This window comes from Micromonospora sp. NPDC005686, assembly GCF_042871665.1.
Classification (GTDB): domain Bacteria; phylum Actinomycetota; class Actinomycetes; order Mycobacteriales; family Micromonosporaceae; genus Micromonospora.
This window is the reverse complement of record NZ_JBIAIY010000006.1, coordinates 139,703-164,603: the sequence shown is the minus strand read 5'-3', so window position 1 is coordinate 164,603 and position 24,901 is coordinate 139,703. Positions and strand designations below refer to the sequence as shown.

Genomic DNA, 24,901 nt, shown 5'->3' with positions numbered 1-24,901 from the left:
CGCGGCGGCGGGCTGCGCGGGCCGGGCCGGGGCGGCGGGGGCGCGACGGTAGCATCTGGAGGTCCCACCTGACTGCCTGGACGGAGGCGTACGAGCAGCATGCTCGACATGGAGTTGATCCGGAAGGATCGCGAGGCGGTGGCGACCGCGCTGGCGAAGCGTCTGGATCCCGCCGAGGTCACCCGGGCGCTGGACGACATCCAGCGGCTCGACCAGGAACGACGCGCCCTGATCACGGAGATCGACGCCGAGCGGCAGCGCCGCAAGGCCGAGGCGCGCGCGTACGCGGAGGCGAAACGGTCCGGCGGCACGCCGCAGCCGGTCGCCCCGGAGGCCGAGCGCAAGCAGCTCGCGGAGCTGGAGTCCCAGCTCGACGAGGTGCAGTCCCGGCTCCGCTCGGCGATGAGTGAGCTGCCGAACCTGCCCGCCGACGACGTGGTCCCCGGCGGCAAGGAGGCCAACCGGGTGGTGCGCACGTTCGGCGAGGCGCCGGCCACCGAGAAGGTACGCGACCACGTGGAGCTGAGCCGCGCGCTCGGCCTGGTCGACCACGAGCGGGGCGTGAAGCTCGGCGGCTCGGGCTTCTGGATGTACACCGGTCTGGGCGCCCGGCTGGAGTGGGCGCTGGTGAACTGGCTGATCGAGCAGAACATCCAGGCCGGGTACGAGTTCCTGCTCCCGCCGCACCTGCTGCTGGACAGCGCCGGCTTCGCCGCCGGGCAGTTCCCGAAGTTCCACGACGACGTCTACCACATCGACAAGCAGTCGTCCTCGCGCGGCCAGTTCCTGCTGCCGACGGCGGAGACGGCGATCCTCGGCGCCTACCAGGACGAGATCCTGGAGACGCCGAAGCTGCCGGTGAAGGCGTTCGCGTACACGCCGTGCTATCGGCGTGAGGCAGCCGGCTCGCACTCCGACGAGCGCGGCACCGTACGCGGCCACCAGTTCAACAAGGTGGAGATCTTCCAGTTCACGCTGCCGGAGCAGGCGGGCGAGGCGCTGGAGGCGATGGTCGGGCACGTCGAGGGCCTGGTCGGCAAGCTCGGCCTGCACTTCCAGACCAGCCTGCTCGCCGCCGGTGACGCGAGCGCGTCGATGAAGAAGACGCTCGACGTCGAGGTGTGGATGCCGAGCACCGGCAAGTACAAGGAGGTGTCGTCGGTCTCCTGGGCGGGCGACTACCAGGCGCGGCGGGCGGCGATCCGCTACCGCGAGCCGGGCGCGAAGCAGACCCGCTTCGTGCACACGCTCAACGGTTCGGCACTGGCCACCAGCCGCCTGTTCCCGGCCATCCTGGAGCAGTGCCAGCAGCCCGACGGCTCGGTGGTGGTCCCGGAGGTCCTCCGCGACAAGCTCGGCACCGACCGCCTCACCCCGCGCTGACCCGCTCACCCGCCGCCGACACCCCCGCCTCAACCCCGCGATCTTGCACTTCCGGCCCGCGAGAAGTCCGTTTCACCCCTTCCGCCCGGGCCTCAAGTGCAAGATCGCGGGAGCGAGGGCGGAGGCGGCGGGCGAGGAGGGCGAGGAGGAGCGCCGTCAGGAAGGCCGCGAGGACGGCGGGACCCAGCGTGTCGACGGCGCCGACCAGGGCCTGCTGGGCTCGGGCGGCGGTGCGGATGACCGGGTCGGTGAAGGCGTCGTATCGGCCCTCGGCGAGGCGCACCTCGTACCAGCCGTACCAGGCGACGTAGCCGCCCGCGACCAGCAGCACCAGGCCGCTCAGCCGCGGCGCCCACGCGCCCGCGCCGCGCAGCCGCGCCACCACCCGGCCGCGCAGCAGAGCCACGGCGAGCGCGGCCACCCCGACCACGAGCGCCATCCCCAGCGCGTACGCCCCGAACAACGCCAGCCCGCGCAGCGGCGATCCGGCCCGCAGGCTGGTCACCACGATCGCCAAGAACGGCGCGATGGCGCAAGTCAGCGACGTGAGCGCGTACGCCGCGCCGAACAGCGCCATGGACGGCCAGGTACGGGTGAGCCGGGGGGCGACGCGCAGCGGGCGCGGTGCGGGCAGCCGCCGGCCGGCGAGCAGCCAGCACCCGGCCAGCGCCAGCAGCACGCCGAGCGTCACCGTGAGCCACGGCAGCCGGGGCCGCAGCCAGTCGGCGGCCGGCGCCAGGGCCAGCCCGAACGCGCCGAACACCAGCACGTACCCGAGGGTCAGCCCGGCCGTCGCGGTGAGCGCGCGGCCGACCGCGCCGCGCCCGCCGTCGGGGCCGGCGACCAGCAGCGACAGGTACGCGGGCAGCATCGCGAAGCCGCACGGGTTGACCGCGCCGAGCATGCCGGCGGTGAGCGCGAGCAGCAGCGCGCCGGTCATCCCCGGGCCAGCGTCTCGACCTGCCGGGTCAGCGCCTCGCCGTCCAGGAATCCCTTGTGGACGACCCGGCCGGTGCGGTCCAGGACGACGAAGGTGCTCTGCTCGGCCACCTTGAACCGGCGCCACAGCGCGCCCGCCCGGTCGTCGATCTGCGTCGTGCCGCCCAGGTCGAACTCGGTGACGAACGACTTCATCGCCTTCTGCTCGCCGAGCCCGGCGACGCCGACGATCGGGACCGTGTCGCGGTAGGCCGGGGCGATCTCGGCCACCGTCCACGCCTGGCTGGCGCAGGTGGCGCACCAGGGCGCCCAGAACCACAGCACGACCGGCCGCCCGGCCAGGGCGGCGGCGTCGAACGCCGTACCGTCGAGGGTCTTGCCGGTGAACGACAGCGCGGCCGGCGCCGGGGCCGGTGACGCGGACGGCGTCGCGGTGGCCGGTGACGCGGCGGCGGACGCGGGGGGCACCGCGCCCGCTGCCGCGTCGGGCCCCGGTCCGGCGGCGCAGCCGGTCGCGGCGGCGAACACGGCGGCCAGTACGGCGGCGGCGGTGACACGGACGGCGGTACGCATCGGCGGCTCCTGGCTATTCGGCCCGGACGAGCCGGAGCGCGAGTTCGGGACAGACCTTTACCGCCTTGAGCGCGCCCTCGCGCAGCCACGTCGGCACCGGGGTGGGCGGGAACGCGGGGTAGCCGTTGCCGTCGAGCCGGATGAAGTCCGGCACCACGTGCGCGCACAGCCCGTGCCCGTCGCAACGCGACCAGTCCAGGGTGAGCTTCTGCGGGTTGGCATCCGGCGCGCCGGGCAGCCCCATCGTGCCCTTGACCCGCTTGCCGCAGCCCTCGCCGGTGGCGTGCAGCCGCAGGTCGTCGGCGAACACCTCCATGGCGGACAGCGCGAACCGGGCGGTGCCGTCCGGGTGGCTGCACGCGCCGCGTCCCTTGACGTCGCCGGCCGCGGCCCGGACCAGCTCGACCGGGGCGCTGCCGGAGACCGCGAGGTCGACCGAGCGGGCCAGGTCGGGCAGGCCCATCTTGCACGGGCCGCACTGCCCGGCGGACTCGCCCGCGAGGTACCGCACCACCTGCGCCGCCTCGCCCAGCGGGCAGGTGTCCGCGCCCAGCGGCACGATGATGCCGGCGCCGAGCGTGCCGCCCACGGCGGTGAGCCCCTTGCGGGACACCTCGGCCCGGTCCGCCGCCGCCGCGGTGATCCACTTGCCGTGGTAGCCGCCCATCAGGATGCCCGGCCCGGGCGGCACCTCGCACAGGTCGAGGATCTCGCGCAGCGGGGTGCCCGCGGCGCACTCCACCACGGCGGGGCGCTTCGCGGACCCGGTGACGGTGAGCAGCACGGTGCCCGGCTCGTCGTCGGTGCCGAGCGCGGCGTACTCGTACGGGCCGATCCGGGCGGCGACGGCGAGCTGGGAGTACGTCTCGGCGTTCGACAGCAGCGTGGGCAGCCCGCCGACGCCGGAGTCGCTGGAGCGCTTCTTCGTGCCGGGCGGGATGTGCGGCAGCCCGTTGATGCCGTTGACGAGCGCGCCGCCCTCACCGGAGATGAACCGGTGCGGCACCGTGACGATCGTGGTCGGCACCGGCATGCGCCGTTCCTGCAACGCCTCGGCCAGCGACGGGCGGCCCACGTCGTCGTCGGCCACCCCGATCACGATCTCCTCGGCGCCGAGCGCGAACGCGGCGAGCGCGGCGCCGTCGAGGATGAGGTGCGGGGCGCGGGTGAGCAGCACCTTGTCCTTCCAGCTCGCCGGCTCCCCCTCGGTGGCGTTCACCACCACCACGGCACCGAGGTCCTGCCGCTCGCAGGACTCCAGCACGGCGCGCAGTTTGCGGGCGAACGGGAAGCCCGCGCCGCCCTTGCCCTTGAGGTCGATCGCCTCGGCGAGCCGCAGCAGCGCCGCCGGTTCCATCGGGCCGATCGGGCCGTGCACCTCTTCGTGGGCCAGCAGGTCGAGCCGGCCGAACTCGGCGAACCCGGCGGTCAGGCGGGGCTCGCCGACACAGGCGACCGGCGGGATGGTCGCGCGCTTCACCGGGCCTCACCCCGCAGTCCGGCCCAGTACGCGCCGTCGACCGCGTCCGCGTCGGCCCGCTTCCGGCGGCCGGACCGGCTCTCCTTGCCCGCGCGCATGGCGCGGCGGGAGGCCAGGTCGACGAGCGTCGGGGTGTCGTCGACGAACGCCTCGTCGGCGGCGTAGCGGGCTGGTGGACGCCAGTAGTCCGGCTCCTCCGGCACGTCCTCCTCGTCCCGGTAGCGCCGGCCGGATCCGCTGAGCGGCTCGGCCGAGAGCGGGGTGCCGGAGATCGGGCCGGCCGAGATCGGCTCACCGGACACCGGGCGGCTCTCCCAGCGGAGCGGGCTGTCCCACGGCTCCTCCGGCTCCCCGGTGGCGCGCGGCGGCGCGGAGTAGCGGGCCACCTCGGACGCCGTGGCGAACCGGCCGCTGTCCGGGGGCGCGGAGTGGCGGCCACCGGTGTCTGGCGGCGCCGAGTGCCGGCCGCCGCTCTCCGGTGGCGCCGAGTACCGGGCGACCAGGTCCTCGTCGTCCCGGGACCGGCGACTCACCCGCTCCTCGGTCCGAGAGCGGCGGGTCACGCGTTCCCCGTCGTCCCGGCGGCGAGCGGGCGCCTCCTGGGTGCGGGCGCGCCGGGTGGGCGCGTCCGGTTCGGCCTCGCGCCGCCAGGCGGCGGCCGCGCGGACCGGCTCGCGCAGTGATCCGGGTTCCGGCACCACGGGTACGGCGAACCGCTCCGGATCGCGCCGCCGGGCGGTGCCGGCCGGCGCGGTCCAGGTGGCGGTCGCCTCGGCCCAGCGGCCCCGGCCGGCGCCGCTGTCCCCCTTGTCGGCTGCCTTCTTGCGGGTGAGCGCGGCGAACACGCCGGTACGCTCCTCGGCCCTGCCGGCCATCGCCTTGTTCAACGCGACGGCCTGGTGCTGCTCGCGGCTGCGCTTGCCGAGGTGGACCGAGACGCGCACCAGGAGCGCCATCACCACCAGCAACACGCAGCCGAGGTAGCTCAGCACCACCCAGGCGGCGGCCGGCCGGCCGGCGTTGAGCCCGTGCACCAGCGCGAACGGCCAGGACACGTACGCCATCGAGTGCAGCGCGCGCCAGAACCACTTCGGACCGACCCCGGCGAACCGGGCCCGGATCAGGCCGGTCCAGAGCACGCCCACCATCAGCAGCGCGGCGACGGTGCCGAGCCCGATGTAGAGGCCGCTGCCGCTGAGGAACGGCACCACCGCGTCGGTCGGCCCGGCCCGGCCGATCGCGACCTTGGTGATGACGTGGAAGACCAGCCCGGCCACGCCGAGCACGCCGGTGGCGCGGTGCGCCGACTGGAGCAGCACGCGGTGCCGGATGAGCAGCACCAAGCGGTCGGTGGCGAGCAGGCCCAGCATCACTGTGATGCTGAGCGAGACCAGGGCGACCACCCCGGCGAAGAACTCGGTGAAGAAGAATCCGTACGAGTACATGACGCCGCCGGCGCCGGCCAGCTCCACACCGGCCCATGCGAGGCCGAGGGCGGAGGCGGTCAGCGCCACCATCGCGGACTTCGACATCGTCCGGGCACCACGGCTGGTGGTGGTGGTCCGGACGGTCGTCGCCTTCTCGTTCTGCTGTGCCCGGACCATCTGCTCCTCGATCGTCTCGCGGCGGCGCCCCACCGGCCGACCCTGCTCCCACCTCAGGTACGGAGGGACGGCGCGCACGGATCACCTCCGGTGGCGAATTTCTCGGCCGGATTCTCGAACCGTCCGCACCGGACGCGCGTGTAGCGCCCAGCGCAACGACGGATGCCCATACGTTGACAGTCCTTGCAACATTCTCGTAACCTTGCCGCAAAATTTCAGGCCGGCTGCAAGAATCCGGCACTGATACAGGCTCCACTCCCCCGCATCCCCGCACCCCGCAGGAGTCCTGATGCATCGACGCCGATGCCGCGCCGCGGCGCTCGCCCTGGGCCTGGCCGCGAGCCTGCTCGTTCCCCTCACCGCGGCGGCGCCCCCGGCCGCCGCCGCAACCCCGGGCACCAAGAAGGTCATCGTCCAGCTCTTCGAGTGGAACTGGACCTCGGTGGCCGCCGAGTGCACCAGCACGCTGGGCCCGAAGGGCTACGGCTACGTGCAGGTGTCCCCACCGCAGGAGCACGTCAACAGCAGCCCCTGGTGGGTGTCGTACCAGCCGGTCAGCTACCGGATCGAGTCCCGCAAGGGCACCCGCGCGCAGTTCCAGTCCATGGTGAACACCTGCCATGCCGCGGGCGTCAAGGTGATCGTCGACGCCGTGGTCAACCACATGTCCGGCCAGGAGAACGGCGGCACCGGCTGGGCCGCCTCGTCGTACGGCCACTACAACTACCCGGGCGTCTACTCGGCGCAGGACTTCCACTACTGCGGCCGCAACGGCAACAACGACATCGCCAACTACAACGACCGGTACGAGGTGCAGAACTGCGAGCTGGTCAACCTCGCCGACCTCAAGACCGAGTCGGAGTACGTCCGTAGCCGGCTGGCCGCGTACCTCAACGACCTGCTCTCGCTCGGCGTCGACGGCTTCCGCCTCGACGGCAGCAAGCACATGCCGGCCGCCGACATCGCCGCGATCAAGGCGAAGCTGAACCGCAGCGCGTATCTGGTGCAGGAGGTCATCTACGGCGCGGGTGAGCCGATCCAGCCGACCGAGTACACCGGCAACGGCGACGTGCACGAGTTCCGGTACGGCAAGGACCTGGCCCGGATGTTCAACAACGAGCGGCTGGCGTACCTGAGGAACTTCGGCGAGTCCTGGGGCTACCTGTCGAGCGCGAAGGCGGTGGTCTTCACCGACAACCACGACACCCAGCGCGAAGGCGGCGTGCTCACCTACCGCAACCGTGGCACGTACGCGCTCGCGAACGCGTTCATGCTGGCCTGGCCGTACGGCACCCCGGCGGTGATGTCGAGCTTCACCTACAGCGGCCGGGACCAGGGCCCGCCCTCCGACGGCAGCAACCGGATCACCAACGTCACCTGCTATTCGGGCTGGGAGTGCGAGCACCGCTGGCCGGTCGTCGCGAACATGGTCGGCTTCCGCAACGCCACCGAGGGCGCCGGGGTCTCCAACTGGTACGACAACGGCTACCAGCACATCGCGTTCAGCCGTACCGGCAAGGGTTACCTGACGATCAACGACGAGGACACCGCGGTGAACGGCCGGTCGTACCAGACCGGGCTGCCGGCGGGCCGCTACTGCGACGTCGTCCACGGCACGTTCAGCAACGGCTCGTGCAGCGGCCCGGTGATCACCGTGGACTCGGCCGGCTGGTTCGCCGCGAACGTCCCCGCGCACGACGCGATCGCCATCCACATCGGCGCGAAGCTGAGCTGAGCCACCCGGGCCAGGAAGCCCTCGCACCCGTGGTACCGGGTACGGGGGCTTCCCTGACCGGGCTCAGCCCAGCAGCCAGCCGTTCGCCTCCGCCACCCGCACCGCGTCGGCCCGGTTACGGGCGCCGGTCTTGCCGATCGCGGCGGAGAGATGATTGCGAACGGTCCCCTCGGACAGGTGCAACGTGGCCGCCAGCTCGGCCACCGTGCCGCCGCCGCGCGCCGTACGCAACACCTCGGTCTCCCGCCCGGTGAGCGGGCTCGGCCCGGTGGCGAGCGTCTCGGCGGCGAGCGCCGGGTCGACCACCCGCAGCCCGGCGTGCACCCGGCGGACCGCGTCGGCGAGCTGCCGGGCCGGGGTGTCCTTCACCACGAAGCCGTTCGCGCCCGCCTCCATCGCCCGGCGCAGGTAGCCGGGGCGGCCGAACGTGGTCACCACCAGCACCCGGCAGGACGGCAGCGCGGCCCGCAGCGCGGCGGTCGCGGCCACTCCGTCCAGGCCCGGCATCTCCACGTCGAGCAGCGCCACGTCCGGGCCGATGCGCAGCGCCTCCGGCACCACCTCGTCGCCCCGGCTCACCTCGGCCACCACGGTCAGGTCCGGCTCCAGCGACAGCAGCGCGGCCAGCGCGCCCCGGACCAGCGCCTGGTCGTCGGCGAGCAGCAGTCTGATCGGCTCGGTCACCGGTGCGCCCCTCCGTCCGGAACCGCTGCGGGCACCGCCACCCGGAGCAGAAGACCACGCCCGTCCTCCGGCCGCGCCACGGTCACCGTCGCGTCCAGCCGCCGGGCCCGCTCGCGCAGCCCGGCCAGCCCGTGCCCGCCCGTACCCCGCTGATCCGCCGGGCCCCGGCCGTCGTCGCGTACCTCCACCGCCGACGGCTCCACCCGGATGACGCACCGGTGGGCACCGCTGTGCCGCACCACGTTGGTCACCCCCTCGCGGACCGTCCAGCCGAACAACTCGTCCCGGTCCGCCGGCAGCGGCGGCACCGACTCCGGCAGCTCCGCGACGACGCCCGCGGCCGTCAGCGCCGACCGCGCGCCGGCCAGTTCGGAGGCCAGATCCACCCCGCGGTACGCCCCGACGGTGCCCCGCACGTCGGCCAGCGCCTCCCGGGCCAGCCGCTCGATGTCGGCGATCTCGGTGGCGGCGCGGGCCGGATCCAGTTCCAGCAGCCGGCCGGCCAGCTCCGCCTTGACCGCCACCACAGTGAGCGAGTGCCCGAGGATGTCGTGCAGGTCCCGGGCGGCCCGGGCGCGTTCCTCGGCCACCGCCAACCGGCGGATCTCCTGCTGGGCGGCCTGGAGTTCGCCGTTGCGCTGCGCCAGCCGGCTCACCCCGAACATCGCGAACGAGGCGAGCAGCACCGCGAACACCACAGTGCTCTCCGACTCCCAGCCGGGCACCAGGCGGGCGGTCACCGGCCCGGCCGCCGCGGCCGGCACCACCACGACCAGCGCCTCCACCGAGGGCAGCAGGAACACCGCGGCGGCGGCCACGAACACGAGCGTGGTCAACCAGTCGCCGCCGGTGCCCGGGATGCCGGCCAGCCCGAGCGCGAGCAGCACGGCGACGAGCAGCCGGGCCCGGCCGGGCGGGACCGACAGGTTGCGCTGCCGCCGGGCCCGGGCCCATTCGAAGATCAGCACGTACGCCACACCGAACGCGACGAGCGTGCCGATCCCGACCAGCCGCCGCCACAGGTGCGGCTGGTGCAGTGCGGTGCCGAGCGGGATGTTGAGGAAGAACAGCCAGACCCCCGCCAGCAGCCAGCCGGTGATCCGCCAGTGGCGGTTCACCGGCCGGGCCGGACCGGGCGGCGACGTCACGCCGACCACGCTAGACCCCGCTCAGACCCGGGTGGTGTCCCGGCGGAACAGCCGGGCCGCACCGAGGCCGAAGAACGCGGTCCAGGCGGCCACGTTGGCGACCGCCGCCCAGTCCACCCCGGTGCCGGTCAGCGGCGCGCGGGCGAGCTGACCGACCCCGTACACCGGGGTGAACTTGGCGATCTGCTGCATCACGTCGGGCAGCAGCTCCAGCGGGAGGAACAGGCCACCCAGCATGGCCAGGATGGCCAGCACCGGGCCCATGAACTGCATGACGTTCTCGGCCGGGGCCAGGTAGCCGACGAACAGCCCGAACGCGGCGAAGACCAGCGAGCCGATCCAGGCGGTCAGGCCGGACACGATCCACACGTGCGCCGGCAGCCGGACCCCGGAGACGACGCCGACCGCGAACTCCACGAGCACGCCGGCCAGGCCGAGCACCATCGCGGTGGCGACCTTCGTCGCCACGTACGCGGCGGGGCGCAGCGGGGTCAGCCGCAGTTGCCGGCTCCAGCCCAGCGCGCGTTCGGTGGCCACCGCCGCACCGGCGCTGGTGGTGGCGACCATCGCCGCGTACACGGCCAGACTGATCATGATCCAGCCGGTGACCGGCAGGCCGTTGTCCAGCTTCTCGCCCCGCGAGGGCAGTCCGAACAGGAGGAAGAACACCGCCGGCATGACCAGGATGAACAGCAGCGTGCGGCGGTTGCGCAGCACCCGGCGGATCTCGATGGCGAGCACCGGAGCGCAGAAGCCGCCGAGCGCGGGTGGCCGGCGGTCGGCCCGGCGGGTGTCGGTGGCGGTGGGCGAGGTCGCGGCGGTCATGGCAGGACTCCCGGCAATCGGTTCAGGCGGCGGTCAGGGTGAGGAACGCGTCCTCGAGGTTGCGTGAGGTGATCTCCAGGTCCCGGGCGCCGGTGCGGGTCAGCAGGTGCCGGGCCACCACGTCGGAGTCCTCGCTGTGCACCAGCACCACGTCGCCGCGTACCTCGACCGACCGGACGCCCGGCAGCGCGGCGAGCGCGGCCTGGTCGGCGCCGGGCAGCGTGGCCCGCACGACCCGGCCGGCGGCCAGGTTCTTGATCTCGGCGGTGGTGCCGTCGGCGACCACGCGTCCCTGGCGGATCAGCACGATCCGGTCCGCGTACGCGTCGGCCTCATCCAGGTAGTGGGTGGCGAACAGGACGGTCCGGCCGGAGCTGGCGTCGGCCCGGATCGCCTGCCAGAAGTCGCGCCGGCCCTCGACGTCCATCCCGGTGGTCGGCTCGTCCAGCACCATCAGGTCCGGGTCGGGCAGCAACGCGAGCGCGAACCGCAGGCGCTGCTGCTGACCGCCCGAGCACTTACCCACGGCACGGTCGGCGATCCCGGCGATGCCGGCCCGCTCCAGCACCTCCGCCACCGGCCGGGTGTGGCCGTAGAAGTGCGCGGTCATGCGTACCGTCTCGGCGACGGTGAGGTCCTTGAGCAGGCCGCCGGTCTGCATCACGGCGGCGACCCGGCCGAGCCGGACGGCGTCGGCCGGTTCGCCGCCGAACAGGCGGACCGTGCCGGCGTCCGGGCGGGCCAGCCCGAGCAGCATGTCGACGGTGGTGGTCTTGCCGGCGCCGTTGGGGCCGAGGAACGCCACCACCTCACCGGGCGCGATCCGCAGGTCGAGCCCGTCGACGGCGGTCACCGGGCCGAAGGTCTTGGTGAGTCCGGCCAGGTCGACGGCCGGTGCGGGTTCGGTCATGTCCACGATGTTCCGGTGCTGGTTGTCCGGTTCCCCGGAGCGGCAGTCACCTTCCGGCCGTGACATTTGTCAGGGCGGAGTGAGGACCGCGCCGCGCCGGGTATGCCGCGGCATGAGCGCACCGACGGGACGGGTCGACACGATCGTGCTCATCCACGGGCTCTGGATGACCTCGCGGAGCTGGGAGCACTGGGCGCAGCGGTACGCCGCACGCGGCTTCCAGGTGCTCACGCCCGCCTGGCCCGGGATGGACCGCGAGGTCGAGGAGCTGCGCGCCGACCCGGCGCCGATCGCCGCCCAGCGGATCGCCGACATCGCCGACCACTACACCGCGATCGTCCGGGGCCTGCCGCGCCCGCCGATCATCATGGGCCACTCGTTCGGCGGCCTGATCGCCCAGTTGCTGGCGGACCGGCGCCTCGGCGCCGCCGTGGTCGCCGTGCACCCCGCGCCGGTACGGGGCGTGCTGAAGCTGCCGCCCAGCACGCTGCGCTCCGGGTATTCGATCCTGCACAACCCGGCCAACCGGCACCGCGCCGTGCCGTTCACCCCGGAGGACTTCCGGTACGCCTTCGGCAACACCATCAGCCAGCAGGAGTCCGACGCCGCCTGGGAGCGGTACGCCGTACCGGGCGCCGGGCACGTGCTGTTCGAGGCGGCGTTCGCCAACCTGGACCCGAACTCGGCCACCGAGATCGACAAGAAGCGCAGTGACCGCGCGCCACTGCTGATCACCGCGGGCGGCGAGGACCACGTGGTGCCCGCGTCGCTGGCCACCAGCATCGCCAACCTCTACCGGAGTTCGACGGCGCTCACCGGCTACCGGAAGTTCCCCGGCCGGTCGCACTTCGTCGGCGGCGAACCGGGCTGGGAGGAGGAGGCGGACTTCGCGCTGGAGTGGGCGGTCGAGGCGGCGAACGAGTTCTCCCCGACAGTGGTCGCCGAGGCCCCGCGACGACGCTGACCCGCCGAACACCGCCGCGCGTATATCAAGAAGCCGAGAAATTGATATCATCGCCTCGTTCGCCTGCTGGACGAGGAGGCATGCCATGTCCCGCACCATTCTCGACGTCGACGACGACCTCCTGGCCGAGGCCGCCGAGATCCTCGGCACGGGCACCAAGAAGGCCACTGTCAACGCCGCGCTGCAGGAAGTGGTCAACCGGGAGAAGCGCCGGGAGTTCGCCGACTGGCTCAAGAGCGGCGGCCTGCCGGACCTCACCGACCCGGGGCAGGCGTCGAAGCCCGAAGCGGCATGACGCGGGAGCCCTACCTCCTCGACAAGTCGGCGCTGGCCCGATGGCCGAAGCCCGCCGTGGCACCGGTCCTGGACGAGTTGTCCGATCGCGGTCTGCTGGCGGTCTGCGGCGCCATCGAGATCGAGGTCGTACACAGCACCCGCTCGGCCAAGGACGCGAAGCGCGCTCGATGGCTGCTCCGCGGTTTCGACTGGCTCGCCATGCCCGACGACATCTGGGATCGTGCGATCGACGTCCAGGTGCAGGCGCTGCACAAGGGCAACCACCGAGCGCTCTCGATGGCCGATCTGCTGATCGCCGCGACGGCCGAACGGCATGGCGTGACCGTTCTGCACTACGACGGTGACTTCGACCTGATCACCGCGATCACCGGCCAGCCGACGACGTGGGTCGTCCCGGCCGGAAAAGCCGACTGACCGGCTCCGGCCCTCCAGAACCGGCGGGGCCGCCGCGAGCAGCGCCGAGGTGTCCAGGACGAGCCCGTTCACGCGCCGGCCGCCCCGTCGCCCGAACTGGCGCAGCCACGCCATGTTCCGGTCGTGCTGCTCGTCGATGATCGGCGGCTGTTGTGCCAGCCTCCGGCGGGCCCGCTCGACGTCCTCGTCGGTCACCGCGTAACCGACGTTCTCGGCCCCGGCTCGTGCATGCTCCGCTTCCGGTCCGGCACGCGGGCGTCCCACCCTGCTCCGGCGCGTGCTCATCGCGGCCGGAACCGCCGGGAGCACTCACCGTCGTGCCCGGGCCGGAGCAGACACCGCTGTCCACCGGGCAGCAACCGGTCGCAGAACACCCAGGCGTCCGAAATCCGCGCGTTCGAGCCGCAACTGATTCCGGGTCTACTCCAGACGGCCGACTACGCCCGCGCGGTCATCCGCGCCGAGCACCCGGACGCCCCGACCGACGAGGTGGACCGGCGGGTGGAGTTGCGCATGCGCCGCCAGGGCACCGAGACTCCGCCGAAGCTCTGGGTGGTGCTGGACGAGGCAGCTCTACGGCGACCGGTCGGCGGCGCGGAGCTGTTCGCGGCACAGTTGCGGCGGCTGGCCGAGGAGGCGGACCGGCCCGGCCGCATCATCCAGATCCTGACCTTCGGCGCCGGCGAGTACGGGTCGATGGGCAGCGCCTTCAGCGTGCTGGCCTTCCCCGAGCCGGCCGATCCGGGGGTCGTCTACGTCGAGACCCGCGCGGGTAGCCTCTATCTCGAAGGCCAACAGGTCAGGGAGTACAGCCGCGTCTTCGAGCACCTGGTCGCCACGGCGGCCGGCGCCCGGGAGTCGCGCGACCTCATCCTGGGGGCGATCGACGAGCTATGAGAGGACGGCGCGGGTGGAAGAGGCCAACCAGGCGACGGTGACCTGGCGCAAGAGCACCCGCAGCAACGGCTCCGGAAACTGCGTCGAGGTCGCCGACGGCCTGCCCGGCGTGGTCGGGCTACGCGACAGCAAGGACCCCGCCGGCCCGGCCCTCGCCTTCCCGCCGAGCAGTTGGGCCGCCTTCATCCGGGCCGTCAAGAACGAGACGCTGAGCCGCTGAGAGATTGCCGCGACGGGCATTGGAGCCAGACCCCGCCTCGTCCGGAAGCGCTAAGGACGGTCAATGCGGTAACGGCCGGTGAGCAGCCAACCGGTCCAGCCCGCGATGTAGGCCAGATAGCCGGCCAACAGTACGACGGCCCACCAGGACAACTCGTCTCGCCCAGTGACGGCGGCCTCGGTGACGAGCCCGAAAACCCCGGCGAGCAGCACGAGTGTTGCCGCGCCCACGTGGTACATGTCGTCGGCCAGCATGCGCCGTAGCCGCTGCTCGTTCTCGGGCGCCTTCCAGAACTCCGCGTGCCGTATGTTGACGAGGTCCAGGTTGATCCGCCCGGCGATCCAGGCGCATCCGGCGAACAGCGCGACCATGGAGCACCCGATCGCCGTGGCCAGAGCTACGCCGGCCCACTTCGACCCGTACGAGTCAGCGCCCAGCCCGAAGCCGAAATGCAGCGGAACCCGCTCGGGCCAGAACAACGCGCAGCACACCACCGCCACCGCATAGAGGCCCGCCGCAGCGGTAAAAGCTCGTCGGGTCATCCGACCAAGCTACCTTGATCTTGGGAACGTCCCAGCTCTCGCACCTTCCAGGGCAGGTGTGCGCCCGGGGTGCTGGTGTGGGGGTGCCTGTGCCGGGTATGACGGAAACATGAGGGCGAGTTTCCGTCTGGGTCGGATCGCTGGCGTACCGGTCGGCGTCAACTGGAGTGTCCTGGTCATCTTCGTGCTGATCGCGTGGGCGCTGTCGGCGAGCCTGTTCCCCGCCTCGTACCCCGGTCACTCCCCCGTCGCCTACTTCGCGGCCGGCCTGGCCGCCGCCGTGGTCTTCTTCGTCGGCCTGCTCGCCCACGAGGTCGCGCACGCCGTGGTCGCCAAGCGCAACGGCATCGAGGTCGAGGGGATCACCCTGTGGCTGTTCGGCGGTGTCGCCGAGCTGAAGGGCGAGGCGAAGGACCCGGGCGCCGAGCTGCGGATCGCCGGGGTCGGGCCGCTGGTCAGCCTGCTCCTCGGCGTGTTCTTCGCGGCGATCGCGCTGGCCGTCGCCGCAGCGGGCGGGCACGGGCTGCTGCTCGGCGCGCTGTCCTGGCTGGCGGGCATCAACGTGCTGCTGGCGATCTTCAACGTGCTGCCCGCCGCCCCGCTGGACGGCGGACGGCTGCTGCGCGCGGCGGTCTGGAAGTTCACCGGCGACCGGACCAAGGCGTCGGTGGTGGCGGCCCGGGCGGGCTGGGTGCTCGGCGTCGTGCTGATCGGGCTCGGGTTGTGGCGGTTCTTCACCGGCGCCGGGTTCGGCGGGCTCTGGCTGGCGCTGATCGGCTGGTTCCTGCTCGGCGCCGCAGGCCAGGAGGAACGCGCCGCCCGGATGGGCGACGCGCTGCGCGGCATCCGGGTGGGCGACGTGATGACGCCGCAGCCGCAGACCGCGTCCGGCGACCTCACGGTGGCCGACTTCGTCGACCACTACCTGTTCGCGTACCGGCATTCGGCGCTGCCACTGACCGTCAACGGCAGGCCGGTCGGTCTGGTCACCCTCGCTCGGGTACGCGGCATCCCGGCGGACCGCCGCGCGTCGACCACCCTGGCCGAGGTGTCCTGCCGGGCCGACGAACTGGTGCTCGCCCGCCCGGAGGAGCAGCTCACCGACCTGCTCCCCCGGCTCAACGAGTGCACCGACGGCCGGGCGCTCGTGGTGGTCGACGACCAACTTGTCGGCATCGTCTCGCCCAGCGACATCAGCCGGGCGGTCCAGCGCGGCAGCCTGCGCCAGCAGACGCCCGCCGGGCGGTAAATCAGTCCCGGGGGAAGTAACGGTCCATCTCGGCGGTGCGGAACTTGCCCTTCGGGTCGAACTCGCGCAGCAGCGCGGCGAAGTCGGCGTGCCGGGGGTACGCGGCGGCCGGATCGCGGTCGAACAGCTTGCCCCAGTGCGGGCGCGGCGCGAACGGGGCGAGCCGCTCCTCCACCTCGGCCAGCACCGGCGCCACCGCCACCGGGTCACCGATCCAGGTGAAGTGCAGCGCCAGCGAGTCGCGCCGGAAGTTCGGGCTCAGCCACAGCTCGTCGGCGGCGATCGTCCGCAGCTCGCAGATCTGGAGCGCGGCGGCGATGCGGTCGGCGACCGGGTCGAGCGCGGCGAGCGCCGCCGTCGCGTCACCGCGGGCCACGTGCCACTCGGACTGCAACTCGTCGCCGCTGCTGGGCGTGAAGCCGAGCCGGAAGTGCGGCAGCCGCTCGTGCCACGGCCCCGGCTCGCCGAGCTGCGCGGTGCAGTGCTCCGGCGACATGCCGGGCACCGGGTGCCGGGGCGAGTCGGCGGCCACCGTGTCCAGCCAGTCGGCGGGCGGCGGCGCCTGGTCGGCGTGCTGCTTGATCCAGACCTGGTCGAGGCGCTCCGAGCGCCACGAGGTGAAGACGCTGACGCTGTACGCGGCGTCGAGCGCCTCGTCCAGCGCGGCGCGGGGCAGGCCGAGGCGCACGTGCTGGCGCACCGCGTACGTGGGCACCACGTCGAGCGTGAGCCGGGTGACCACGCCCAGCGCGCCCAGGTTGACCACCAGCCCGGCGAACCGCGGATCGGTCCGGTCGACGGTGATCAGGTCGCCGTCGGCGGTGACCAGTTCCAGCGCGGCGACGGCGGCGGCCAGGTTGCGGTTCCGCGCGCCGGAGCCGTGGGTGGCGGTGGCCACCGAGCCGGCCACCGAGATGTGCGGCAGCGACGCGAGGTTCGCCAGCGCGTACCCCTGGGCCTGGAGCGCGGTGGCGAGATCGCCGTAGCGCAGTCCGGCGGCGACGGTGACGGTGTTGCGGTCGGGGTCCAGCGCGACGGTGGGTGGCAGGCCGTCCAGCGCGACCTGCGTGCCGGTGGTGTCGCCGAGCCGGTTGAACGAGTGGCCGCTGCCGACGGCCCGGACCAGGTCGGCCTCCGCGACCAGCCGGCGCAGCTCGTCGGTCGAGGTCGGCCGCGATCGGGTACGCGCCGACCAGCTGACGTTTCCGGCCCAGTTGGTGTCCGTCATGCGCTGCATCATGCGCCATCATGCGCCGGCAGGGTTGCCCCGGCCACTCGGCGGGAATCCTGGCGGGATGAGCAGCTACCGCGACCCGAGCCTCCGTGGCGACGTGTACCCGTCGGAGGAGGAGATCGACCCGACCGGCGTGGACCCCGACGCTGCGGAGATGCCGCCTGCCGCTGTGAGGGTGACGCCCGCCGCGACCGCGCCGGTGCCGGGGCCCACGCCCGAGCCCGCCCCGGTGCCCCACCCGGGGCCGCCGCCGCGCCAGGCGTCGGGCCGGTCGATCGTGACCCGGCACCTGGACGGTTCCGTCGAGGTGGTGACGGACCTCGACGGCGACGGTGTGGCGGACGTGGTGCAGGTCGACCTGGACGGCGACGGCGTGCCCGACGTGACGTACCTGGACAGCGACCGCGACGGCCGCCTCGACACCGTCCGCCGCGCAACCCCACGCTGACCCACCCTGGCTGCGGGGCGGAAGGGTCAGAGCTGCGGCATCACCTCGGCGGCCACCAACTCCAGGTGGTCCAGGTCGGTCAGGTCGAGCACCTGGAGGTAGACGCGCGAGCTGCCCGCCTCGGCGTACCGGCCGATCGCGTCGACCACCTCGGCGGGCGTGCCGGCGGCGCCGTTGGCGCGCAGCTCGTCGGGGTCACGGCCGATCGCCTCGGCGCGGCGCCTCACCTCGGCCTCGTCGCGGCCACAGCAGAGCACGAGCGCGTTGGACCAGGCCATCGTGGACGGGTCGCGGTCGATCTCGGCGCAGGCGTCGCGTACCCGCTGGAACTGCGCCACGGTGTCCTCGACCGAGGCGAACGGCAGGTTGAACTCGTCGGCGTACCGGGCGGCCAGGCGGGGCGTGCGCTTCGGTCCCATGCCGCCGAGCAGGATCGGCGGGCGGGGCGCTGCACCGGCTTGGGCAGGGCGGGCGAGTCGCTGACCGGGTAGTACGTGCCGGGGAAGTCGAACGTGGAGCCCGCCGGGGTGGACCAGAGCCCGGTGATGACGGCGAGCTGTTCCTCCAGCCGGTCGAACCGCTCCCCCAGCGGTGGGAACGGGATGCCGTACGCGGCGTGCTCCTCGGCGTACCAGGCGGTGCCGATGCCCAGCTCGACCCGGCCGCCGCTCATCTGGTCGACCTGCGCCACGGTGATCGCCAGCGGACCTGGCAGCCGGAACGTGGCGGCGGTCATCAGCGTGCCGAGCCGGATCCGGGTGGTGTCGCGGGCCAGCCCGGCGAGCGTGGTCCAGGCGTCGGTCGGGCCGGGATCACCGCTCACCGAACCCATCTTCAGGTAGTGGTCGGAGCGGAAGAACGCGGCGAAGCCGGTCTCCTCCGCGCGGCGGGCCACCGCGAGAAGCTGGTCGTAGGTGGCCCCCTGCTGGGGTTCAGTGAAGATCCGCAATTCCATCCCCCGAGCATATGGAGCCCGCCGGGCCCCGGCAGCGCGACCTGTCATTCCTTGCCAGGCATATAACTGGTGAGGCATATTGCGGGGGTGACCGTCGACGCCTTCACCGTGCTGGCCGAGCCCTCCCGGCGCCGCATCCTCGACCGGCTGCGCCGGGCGGAGAGCAGCGTGGGCGAGCTGGTGGACGCGCTGGGCATGAGCCAGCCGGCGGTCTCCAAGCACCTGCGCGTGCTCCGCGACGCCGGCCTGGTCACCTGCCGCACGGCGGCGCAGCGGCGGATCTACCGCGTCGACGTGGCGCCGCTACGAGCAGTGGACGACTGGCTCGGGCCGTACCGGTCGATGTGGAACGCGCACCTCGACGCCCTGGAACGCCATCTCGACAGTCAGGAATGACAGATGGACCGCGACACGTTCCGTCCCGGCCCGCTCGCCCGAGTGGAGCTGGCACCCGAAAACGAACTGGTCTTCGTCCGCGAGCTGCGGCACCCGCCGGAGAAGGTGTGGGCCGCGCTCACCGACCCGGATCAGCTCGCCGGATGGGCGCCGTTCCTGACCGACCGCGACCTGGGCCGTCCCGGCGACGCCGTGCTCAGCACCGTCGACGGCGACCAGAGTTACCCGGCGCCGGCCCGGGTGCTGCGCGCGGACCGGCCGCACCTGCTGGAGTACACCTGGGGCGACGACAGGCTCCGCTGGGAGCTGGCCGCGACCGGCGACGGCACCACGCTCACGCTGCGCCACCGGGTCGGCCGGCCCGACCTCGCCCCGATGACGGCCGCCGGCTGGCACCTCTGCCTCGACGTCGCCGCCCATCTGCTCGACGGCGACCCGGTCGGCCCGATCCGGGGCGCGGAGGCGAAGGACTTCGGCTGGGCGGAACTGCGCGACGCGTACGCCGAGCGCCTGAACCGCGGCTGACGCGGGCCGTCACCCGGTCCGGCGGCGCAACCAACCGGCGGCGCCGCCGACCAGCATCGTCCCGATGGCGGTGCCGATGGCCACCAGCGCCGCACCGACCGCCCACAGGCCGGTGTCGTCGGTCGAGGCGGCGTGGACCGCCCACGGCACGGTGAACGCCACTGTCATCACTGTCGCCACCAGCCAGATGTTCAGCCACCAGCCGCCGACCGCGGCCAGCGCGCCCAGCGTCAGCACCGCGGCGGCGACCTGCCAGACCGCGTACGGCCCACTCATGTCGCCGGTCTGCGGGTCCACGGTCCAGCCTGATTCCCAGCTCAGCCAGGCCGCCCAGGCACCGGCCGTGGCCAGCGCCAGGAACAGACCGCCGAGCAGCGTACGTCTCCTTGTCACGCCTCCGATCCTGCCCGGTCGGCGACCCGGGCGAATGAGCACGCGTACTCGATTCCGGTCCCGCACACGACGGTGTGCGCGGCGTGTGCGCCAGGTGCCAGCGGCCCCGGTCATCGTCGGCGTCATGAGTTACGCATTCGAAGCGGAGGGCCTGGTCAAGCGGTTCGGTACGACGACCGCACTGGCCGGGATCGACCTCGCCGCACGCCGGGGGACCGTGCTGGGGGTGCTGGGGCCCAACGGCGCCGGCAAGACCACAGCGGTACGGATCCTCGCCACACTGTTGCGCCCGGACGGGGGACGCGCCACCGTCGGCGGCCACGACGTGGTCACCGACGCCGCCCGGGTACGCCGGCTGATCGGGCTGACCGGCCAGTACGCCTCGGTCGACGAGGACCTGACCGGCACCCAGAACCTGGTGCTGATCGGCCGGCTGCTCGACCTGGACCGCCGCGAGGCGCGGGCGCGGGCGGCGGAACTGCTCGCCTGCTTCGGCCTGACCGACGCGGCCGGGCGCCCGGCCAAGACGTACTCCGGTGGCATGCGCCGCCGCCTGGACCTGGCCGCGAGCCTGGTCGGCCGGCCGGAGGTGATCTACCTGGACGAGCCGACGACCGGCCTGGACCCGGCCAAGCGGGAGGAGATGTGGGGCGTGGTCCGCTCGCTGGTCGACGACGGGTCGACGGTGCTGCTCACCACGCAGTACCTGGACGAGGCCGACGCGCTCGCCGACGAGATCTCGGTGATCGACCACGGCCGGGTGATCGCGCACGGTACGCCGGCCGAGCTGAAGCGGATCGCCGGCAGTCAGACGATCGTGGTCCGGCCGACCGATCCGGGCCGGATCGGCGCTGTCGCCGAGATCCTGCGCGTCAGCACCGGCGCCGATCCCGAGCTGCCCCGGCCGGGCCTGCTCACCGTGCCGGTGGACAGCGACGCCACGTTCCCCACTGTGGTCCGCCGGCTCGACGAGTCCGGCATCGGGGTGGCGGAGCTGGCGCTGCGGCTGCCCAGCCTCGACGAGGTGTTCTTCACGTTGACCGGCCACGGCGCCGAGGAGTCCACGGAGGTGGCGGCATGACCACGACGACCCGCGCGGCGGCGACGCCGTCCCGGACCGGCCCGTCCCACGTCGCCGGCCGCCCGTTCGGGCTGTTCCGGCACAGCCTCGCGCTGGCCGGCCGCAGCCTGGTCAAGACGGTCCGCACCCCGGAGCAACTGCTCGACGTCACGCTCCAGCCGATCATCTTCGTGCTGATCTTCGTCTACCTGCTCGGCGGCGCGGTCGCCGGCTCGCCGCACGACTACCTCCAGTTCCTGCTTCCCGCGATCATGGTGCAGACCGTGCTGTTCGCATCCATCGCCACCGGCGTCAGCCTCAACACCGACGTCGAGAAGGGCGTGTTCGACAGGTTCCGCAGCCTGCCCATCGCCCGGTCCGCGCCGCTCGTCGGCTCCGTGGTCGGCGACCTGGTCCGGTTCGTGGTCTCCATCGTGGTGCTGCTGGGCTTCGGGTACGCGCTCGGCTTCCGGGTCGGCACCGATCCGCTGTCCGCGCTCGCCGCCTGCCTGCTGACCATCGGGTTCGCGTTCGCGGTCAGTTGGATCGGTGTGCTGCTCGGCGTGGTGATGCGCAGCCCGGGCGCCGTGCAGGGCACCGCGTTCCTGCTGCTGTTCCCGCTGACCTTCGGCACCAACATGATGGTGCCGACGGACACGCTGCCCGGCTGGCTGCAGTGGTGGGTCGGGGTCAACCCGGTGGCCGACGTGATGGAGGCGGCCCGGGGCCTGATGATCGGCGGCCCGGTGGCCGGGCCGGTGACCCGGACGCTGCTCTGGACCGTGGCGATCATCGCGGTGTTCGCGCCGCTCGCCGTGCGCGCCTACCGCCGCCGCGCCTGAGCCGGCCGCGCCGCCCCGGACGGGCGGCGCGACGATCACCGAGCCGGGTCGCCGCCCACGAACGCGAGGGCGTCGGCCCGGCTCAGGCCGTGACCCCGGGCGTACGCGGCGGCGTAGCCGTCCTCGCCCAGCTCGGCGCGCAGCCGCTCGGCGAGCAGCCGCGCATCGGGGTTGGACCGGTCCGGCCGGCCGCGCAGCGAGTCGGAGACGCCGAGCAGTTCGGCGGCCTGCTCGTACCGGCCCTCGGCCACGGCCAGCGCCACCCAGCCGACCGTGATGATCGCGACCACCGGCATGTCCCGGGCGGTGAGGCTGCGCGTGGTCGCCTCGTCGAGGTACCGGCGCGCACCCGGCAGGTCGCCGCGGGCCAGGGCCAGGTGGCCCATCTCGGCCAGCATCAGGCCGCGGAACTGCAGGGCGACCAGCGGCGTCTCGGCCTGGCGGCGCATCGCCTCGGCCAGGCACTCCTCGGCTTCGTCGAACGAGCCGTCGGAGCGGGCGATGCTGCCGAGCATCATCAGCCCGAACGTCCCGTCCCGGCCGTCCCGGTCGGTCACGAACCGGCGCAGTTCGGCCTTGGCGCCGGCCACGTCGCCGGAGCGGGCCCGGATGGCCGCGAGCCAGATCAACTGGAAGCCCGGCTCCGAGGCCGGGTTGAGTTCCCGGGCCAGCCGCACCGACTCCTCCAGAGCCGCGGTCGCCGCGTCGAAGTCGCCGCGTTTGGTGAGCGCGTCGGCATACTCGCTGAGCACGTGCGACAGGCTCATCCGCTCGCCGACCGCGCGCAGCTCCGCGGCGGCGTCGGTCAGGTCGCGCAGCATGCCCTCGGCGTCGCCGTCGTTCTCCTTGAACTTGCCGCGTATCGCCAGCAGCGTGCCGTCGGTCCACGGATCGGGGTGACCGCGCGCCCGGCCGATCGCCGCGATCCCGGCCGCAGTGTCCTGGTCGAAGATCGACAGCATCGGCGCCAGCAGCCCCACGAGCGGGTGTTTGGTCCCCTCCGCCGCCCGCAGGGCCGCGGTCAGCTCGGCCATCTGCTCCGGTGCCGGCCCGTGCTCGCCGCGTGCCAGGCCCGCGCCGATGCGGATGGCGAGCACCACCGCGCGCTCCTCCGCCGGAGCGGGGCCGGGCAGCGCCAGCGCACGGGCCAGCACGTCACCGCCGATGCCGCCGGTGTCGCCCCAGATCACCAGCGGCAACGCGAGCCCCGCGCCGATCCGCAGCGCGGTGTCGGCGTCACCGGCATCGCAGGCGTAGTGCAGCGCGCCGACGATGTTCTCCCGTTCCGCCTCCAGCAGGCGCAGCCATGGCAGTTGACCGGCGGTCCGCAGGTGCGGCTCCGCGGTCCGGACCAGGTCCCGGAAGTACGCCGCGTGGGCGGCCCGCGCCCCGGCCGTCGCCCCGGCGGCGGCGAGCCGTTCCAGCCCGTACTCCCGGATGGTCTCCAGCATCCGGAACCGCCCGTCGCCGACCACCTGGAGCAGCGACTTGTCGACGAGCGCGTCCAGCAGCGCGGCGGCGGCCGGGCCGTCGACGCCGGCCGCCGATTCGGCGGTGACCGACGCCGGGAAGACCGCGAGCCGTTCGGCGAGCCGGCGCTCGTCGTCGGTGAGCAGCCCCCAGCTCCAGTCCACCACCGCCCGGAGCGTGCGGTGCCGGGGCAGCGCGGTGCGGCTGCCGCCGGTCAGCAGCCGGAACCGGTCGTCCAGGCCGGCCGCGACCTGCCGCGGCGACAGCGTCCGCAGCCGCGCCGCGGCGAGTTCGATGGCCAGCGGCAGGCCGTCGAGCCGGCGGCAGATCTCCACCACGTCCGCCACGTTGTCGCCGGTCACCGCGAACCCGGCCCGCACGGCCGCGGCCCGGTCGCGCAGCAACTGCACCGACGGGTACGCGAGCGCGTCGCCCGGCGCCGCGTCCGCCGGTGGCAGCCGCAACGGGGGTACGGGCTCCAGCGCCTCACCGACGATGCCCAGCGGCTCCCGCGAGGTGGCCAGCACGCGCAGTCCCGGGCAGTGCCCGAGCAGTTCCTCGGCGAGCCGGGCGGCGGCCTCGACGACGTGTTCGCAGTTGTCCAGCACGATCAGCGTCTCGTCGGCGGCGATCGTCTCGACCAGGCGGCCGAGCGTGTCGCGGGACGGCGGGCGTGCCGGTTCCAGCGTCAGGTCCCGCCGGCCGAGCGTGTCGAGCACGGCCCGGGGCACGTCCGCCGGATCGGTGATCGGCGCCAGCTCGACCAGCCAGGCCCCGCCGGGTACGCCGTCGGCGAGCCGGCCCGCCGCCACGCTCGCCAGCCGGGTCTTGCCCGCTCCGCCCGGCCCGAGCAGGGTGACGAGCCGGTTGCCGGCGAGCAGCCCGCTGAGCCGGCGCAGGTCCTCGTCGCGCCCGACGAACGTGGTGAGCGCGGCCCGCAGGTTGCCCCGCCGTGCCACGGGCGCCGGTTGTGGCGGGGCCGCCTCGCCGCGCAGCAGTTCCAGGTGCGCCGCCCGCAACTGCGGCGACGGGTCCACGCCCAGCTCGTCGGCGAGCCGCTGCCGGATCCGCTCGTAAGCGGCCAGTGCCTCGGCGGGCCGCCCGGCGGCGGCGAGCGTGCGCAGGTGCAGTTCGGCCAGCCGCTCCCGCAGCGGATGCGCGGCGGTCAGCTCCTCCAGCTCGGCGACGATCAGCTCCGGCCGCCCGGTCCGCAGCTCCGCCTCGATCCGGTCCTCCTGCGCGGTGAGCCGCAGCTCCGCCAGCCGCGCCACCGCTGCCGCCGCGTACCGGACGTCGGCGACCTCGGCCAGCGCCGCCCCTCGCCACAGGGCGAGCGCGTCGCCCAACGTCGTACGCGCCGTCGCCGGATCCCCGTCGCGCAGCGCCGCCCGCCCCTGCCGGGTCAGCCGCTCGAACCGCCCGGCGTCCACGTCGTCCGGGTCGAGATCCAGCCGGTAGCCGGCCGGGCCGCTGAGGACGCCGAGCCCGGGCACCGCCCGGCGCAGCCGGGACACGAGCGTCTGCACCGCGTTGGCGGTGTCGGTCGGCGGTTCGTCGCCCCAGAGCGCCTCGGCCAGCGCGGGCACGCTCACCGGCCGGCCCGGGTCCAGGGCGAGGCGGATCAGCAGCGCCCGCAGCCGCGCCCCGGCGACGTCGACGAGCCGATCGCCGTCGCGGACCTCAAGCGGCCCGAGGATCCCCACCCGCACCATGC

At 73.6% G+C, this 24,901-nt stretch carries 24 protein-coding genes and 2 pseudogenes; 13 read left to right on the top strand and 13 right to left on the bottom strand.

The window, feature by feature from the left end; translation table 11 throughout:
• Window positions 1-99: 99 nt before the first annotated feature.
• Entirely contained in the window at window positions 100-1,383 is a 1,284-nt protein-coding gene (gene serS / locus ACFYON_RS16085; RefSeq protein WP_387189258.1) for a serine--tRNA ligase, read from the top strand.
• Here serS and ACFYON_RS16080 read toward each other — a convergent pair.
• From ACFYON_RS16080 to ACFYON_RS16065, 4 genes are read right to left on the bottom strand one after another with little or no spacing between them, the layout of a single operon-like run.
• Entirely contained in the window at window positions 1,370-2,323 is a 954-nt protein-coding gene (locus ACFYON_RS16080; protein WP_354872338.1) for a cytochrome c biogenesis CcdA family protein, read from the bottom strand. The genes serS and ACFYON_RS16080 overlap by 14 nt on opposite strands.
• A complete protein-coding gene (locus ACFYON_RS16075; RefSeq protein WP_354872340.1) occupies window positions 2,320-2,895 on the bottom strand; it encodes a redoxin family protein in 576 nt (191 codons plus the stop codon). The genes ACFYON_RS16080 and ACFYON_RS16075 overlap by 4 nt, the downstream gene beginning before the upstream one ends.
• A 13-nt stretch (window positions 2,896-2,908) precedes the next feature.
• Window positions 2,909-4,375: an NADH-ubiquinone oxidoreductase-F iron-sulfur binding region domain-containing protein gene (locus ACFYON_RS16070; RefSeq protein WP_354872343.1), complete on the bottom strand. Its 1,467-nt coding sequence runs from the start codon at window positions 4,373-4,375 to the stop codon at window positions 2,909-2,911.
• On the bottom strand, window positions 4,372-6,057 hold the full coding sequence (locus ACFYON_RS16065) for a hypothetical protein (protein WP_357710739.1): 1,686 nt from the start codon (window positions 6,055-6,057) through the stop codon (window positions 4,372-4,374). The genes ACFYON_RS16070 and ACFYON_RS16065 overlap by 4 nt, the downstream gene beginning before the upstream one ends.
• 211 nt (window positions 6,058-6,268) lie before the next feature.
• On the opposite strand from ACFYON_RS16065, the gene ACFYON_RS16060 reads away from it, so the two are divergent.
• A complete protein-coding gene (locus ACFYON_RS16060; protein ID WP_354872349.1) occupies window positions 6,269-7,714 on the top strand; it encodes an alpha-amylase family protein in 1,446 nt (481 codons plus the stop codon).
• Window positions 7,715-7,777: 63 nt separating this feature from the next.
• Here ACFYON_RS16060 and ACFYON_RS16055 read toward each other — a convergent pair whose 3' ends face one another.
• From ACFYON_RS16055 to ACFYON_RS16040, 4 genes are read right to left on the bottom strand one after another with little or no spacing between them, the layout of a single operon-like run.
• Window positions 7,778-8,398: a response regulator transcription factor gene (locus tag ACFYON_RS16055; protein ID WP_354872351.1), complete on the bottom strand. Its 621-nt coding sequence runs from the start codon at window positions 8,396-8,398 to the stop codon at window positions 7,778-7,780.
• Complete coding sequence (locus tag ACFYON_RS16050) at window positions 8,395-9,546, bottom strand: histidine kinase (protein ID WP_354872354.1); 1,152 nt, start codon at window positions 9,544-9,546, stop codon at window positions 8,395-8,397. The genes ACFYON_RS16055 and ACFYON_RS16050 overlap by 4 nt, the downstream gene beginning before the upstream one ends.
• A gap of 21 nt (window positions 9,547-9,567) precedes the next feature.
• On the bottom strand, window positions 9,568-10,371 hold the full coding sequence (locus ACFYON_RS16045) for an ABC transporter permease (RefSeq protein WP_354872357.1): 804 nt from the start codon (window positions 10,369-10,371) through the stop codon (window positions 9,568-9,570).
• A 22-nt stretch (window positions 10,372-10,393) separates the two neighbouring features.
• On the bottom strand, window positions 10,394-11,281 hold the full coding sequence (locus ACFYON_RS16040) for an ABC transporter ATP-binding protein (protein ID WP_354872359.1): 888 nt from the start codon (window positions 11,279-11,281) through the stop codon (window positions 10,394-10,396).
• Between the two features lie 112 nt (window positions 11,282-11,393).
• Between ACFYON_RS16040 and ACFYON_RS16035 the strand changes: the two genes are divergently transcribed.
• From ACFYON_RS16035 to ACFYON_RS16015, 5 genes and pseudogenes are all read left to right on the top strand, one after another.
• Window positions 11,394-12,245 carry an alpha/beta fold hydrolase gene (locus ACFYON_RS16035; protein WP_354872362.1) on the top strand — a complete coding sequence of 284 codons (852 nt, stop codon included), beginning with the start codon at window positions 11,394-11,396 and terminating at the stop codon, window positions 12,243-12,245.
• Window positions 12,246-12,330: 85 nt separating this feature from the next.
• The gene (locus ACFYON_RS16030; RefSeq protein ID WP_013475596.1) at window positions 12,331-12,540 is read left to right on the top strand and encodes a type II toxin-antitoxin system VapB family antitoxin; all 210 of its coding nucleotides are present in this window, start codon (window positions 12,331-12,333) and stop codon (window positions 12,538-12,540) included.
• Window positions 12,537-12,956 (top strand): PIN domain nuclease, encoded by a 420-nt coding sequence (locus ACFYON_RS16025; protein WP_354872365.1) that lies wholly within the window; start codon window positions 12,537-12,539, stop codon window positions 12,954-12,956. The genes ACFYON_RS16030 and ACFYON_RS16025 overlap by 4 nt, the downstream gene beginning before the upstream one ends.
• Before the next feature lie 375 nt (window positions 12,957-13,331).
• Window positions 13,332-13,853, top strand: a pseudogene (locus ACFYON_RS16020) (DUF5753 domain-containing protein); the annotation flags it as partial.
• Between the two features lie 13 nt (window positions 13,854-13,866).
• Complete coding sequence (locus tag ACFYON_RS16015; RefSeq protein WP_354872368.1) at window positions 13,867-14,073, top strand: DUF397 domain-containing protein; 207 nt, start codon at window positions 13,867-13,869, stop codon at window positions 14,071-14,073.
• Window positions 14,074-14,123: 50 nt separating this feature from the next.
• Here ACFYON_RS16015 and ACFYON_RS16010 read toward each other — a convergent pair whose 3' ends face one another.
• Window positions 14,124-14,615 (bottom strand): DUF1648 domain-containing protein, encoded by a 492-nt coding sequence (locus tag ACFYON_RS16010; RefSeq protein WP_354872370.1) that lies wholly within the window; start codon window positions 14,613-14,615, stop codon window positions 14,124-14,126.
• A gap of 109 nt (window positions 14,616-14,724) precedes the next feature.
• Here ACFYON_RS16010 and ACFYON_RS16005 point away from each other — a divergent pair, with 109 nt between their 5' ends.
• Window positions 14,725-15,864: a site-2 protease family protein gene (locus tag ACFYON_RS16005; RefSeq protein WP_355015163.1), complete on the top strand. Its 1,140-nt coding sequence runs from the start codon at window positions 14,725-14,727 to the stop codon at window positions 15,862-15,864.
• Between the two features lies 1 nt (window position 15,865).
• Here the strand turns inward: ACFYON_RS16005 and ACFYON_RS16000 are convergent, their stop codons facing one another.
• Window positions 15,866-17,092, bottom strand: coding sequence for an FAD-binding protein (locus ACFYON_RS16000; protein WP_355015162.1), 1,227 nt, complete (start codon window positions 17,090-17,092; stop codon window positions 15,866-15,868).
• A 67-nt stretch (window positions 17,093-17,159) separates the two neighbouring features.
• Here ACFYON_RS16000 and ACFYON_RS15995 point away from each other — a divergent pair, with 67 nt between their 5' ends.
• A complete protein-coding gene (locus ACFYON_RS15995) occupies window positions 17,160-17,546 on the top strand; it encodes a hypothetical protein (protein ID WP_354872377.1) in 387 nt (128 codons plus the stop codon).
• Window positions 17,547-17,572: 26 nt separating this feature from the next.
• Here ACFYON_RS15995 and ACFYON_RS15990 read toward each other — a convergent pair.
• Window positions 17,573-18,501: pseudogene (locus tag ACFYON_RS15990) on the bottom strand (LLM class F420-dependent oxidoreductase).
• 87 nt (window positions 18,502-18,588) lie between these two features.
• Between ACFYON_RS15990 and ACFYON_RS15985 the strand changes: the two are divergent.
• Both ACFYON_RS15985 and ACFYON_RS15980 read left to right on the top strand, forming a co-directional pair.
• Window positions 18,589-18,897 carry a metalloregulator ArsR/SmtB family transcription factor gene (locus tag ACFYON_RS15985; RefSeq protein ID WP_354872383.1) on the top strand — a complete coding sequence of 103 codons (309 nt, stop codon included), beginning with the start codon at window positions 18,589-18,591 and terminating at the stop codon, window positions 18,895-18,897.
• Between the two features lie 3 nt (window positions 18,898-18,900).
• Window positions 18,901-19,422 (top strand): SRPBCC family protein, encoded by a 522-nt coding sequence (locus ACFYON_RS15980; RefSeq protein WP_354872386.1) that lies wholly within the window; start codon window positions 18,901-18,903, stop codon window positions 19,420-19,422.
• Window positions 19,423-19,431: 9 nt separating this feature from the next.
• Here ACFYON_RS15980 and ACFYON_RS15975 read toward each other — a convergent pair whose 3' ends face one another.
• Window positions 19,432-19,815, bottom strand: a complete 384-nt coding sequence (locus ACFYON_RS15975; RefSeq protein WP_354872389.1) for a hypothetical protein — start codon at window positions 19,813-19,815, stop codon at window positions 19,432-19,434.
• A gap of 124 nt (window positions 19,816-19,939) precedes the next feature.
• Between ACFYON_RS15975 and ACFYON_RS15970 the strand changes: the two genes are divergently transcribed.
• Window positions 19,940-20,896, top strand: a complete 957-nt coding sequence (locus tag ACFYON_RS15970) for an ATP-binding cassette domain-containing protein (protein WP_354872391.1) — start codon at window positions 19,940-19,942, stop codon at window positions 20,894-20,896.
• On the top strand, window positions 20,893-21,717 hold the full coding sequence (locus ACFYON_RS15965) for an ABC transporter permease (protein WP_354872393.1): 825 nt from the start codon (window positions 20,893-20,895) through the stop codon (window positions 21,715-21,717). The genes ACFYON_RS15970 and ACFYON_RS15965 overlap by 4 nt, the downstream gene beginning before the upstream one ends.
• 35 nt (window positions 21,718-21,752) lie before the next feature.
• Here the strand turns inward: ACFYON_RS15965 and ACFYON_RS15960 are convergent, their stop codons facing one another.
• Window positions 21,753-24,896 carry a BTAD domain-containing putative transcriptional regulator gene (locus tag ACFYON_RS15960; protein WP_354872395.1) on the bottom strand — a complete coding sequence of 1,048 codons (3,144 nt, stop codon included), beginning with the start codon at window positions 24,894-24,896 and terminating at the stop codon, window positions 21,753-21,755.
• Window positions 24,897-24,901: the final 5 nt, after the last annotated feature.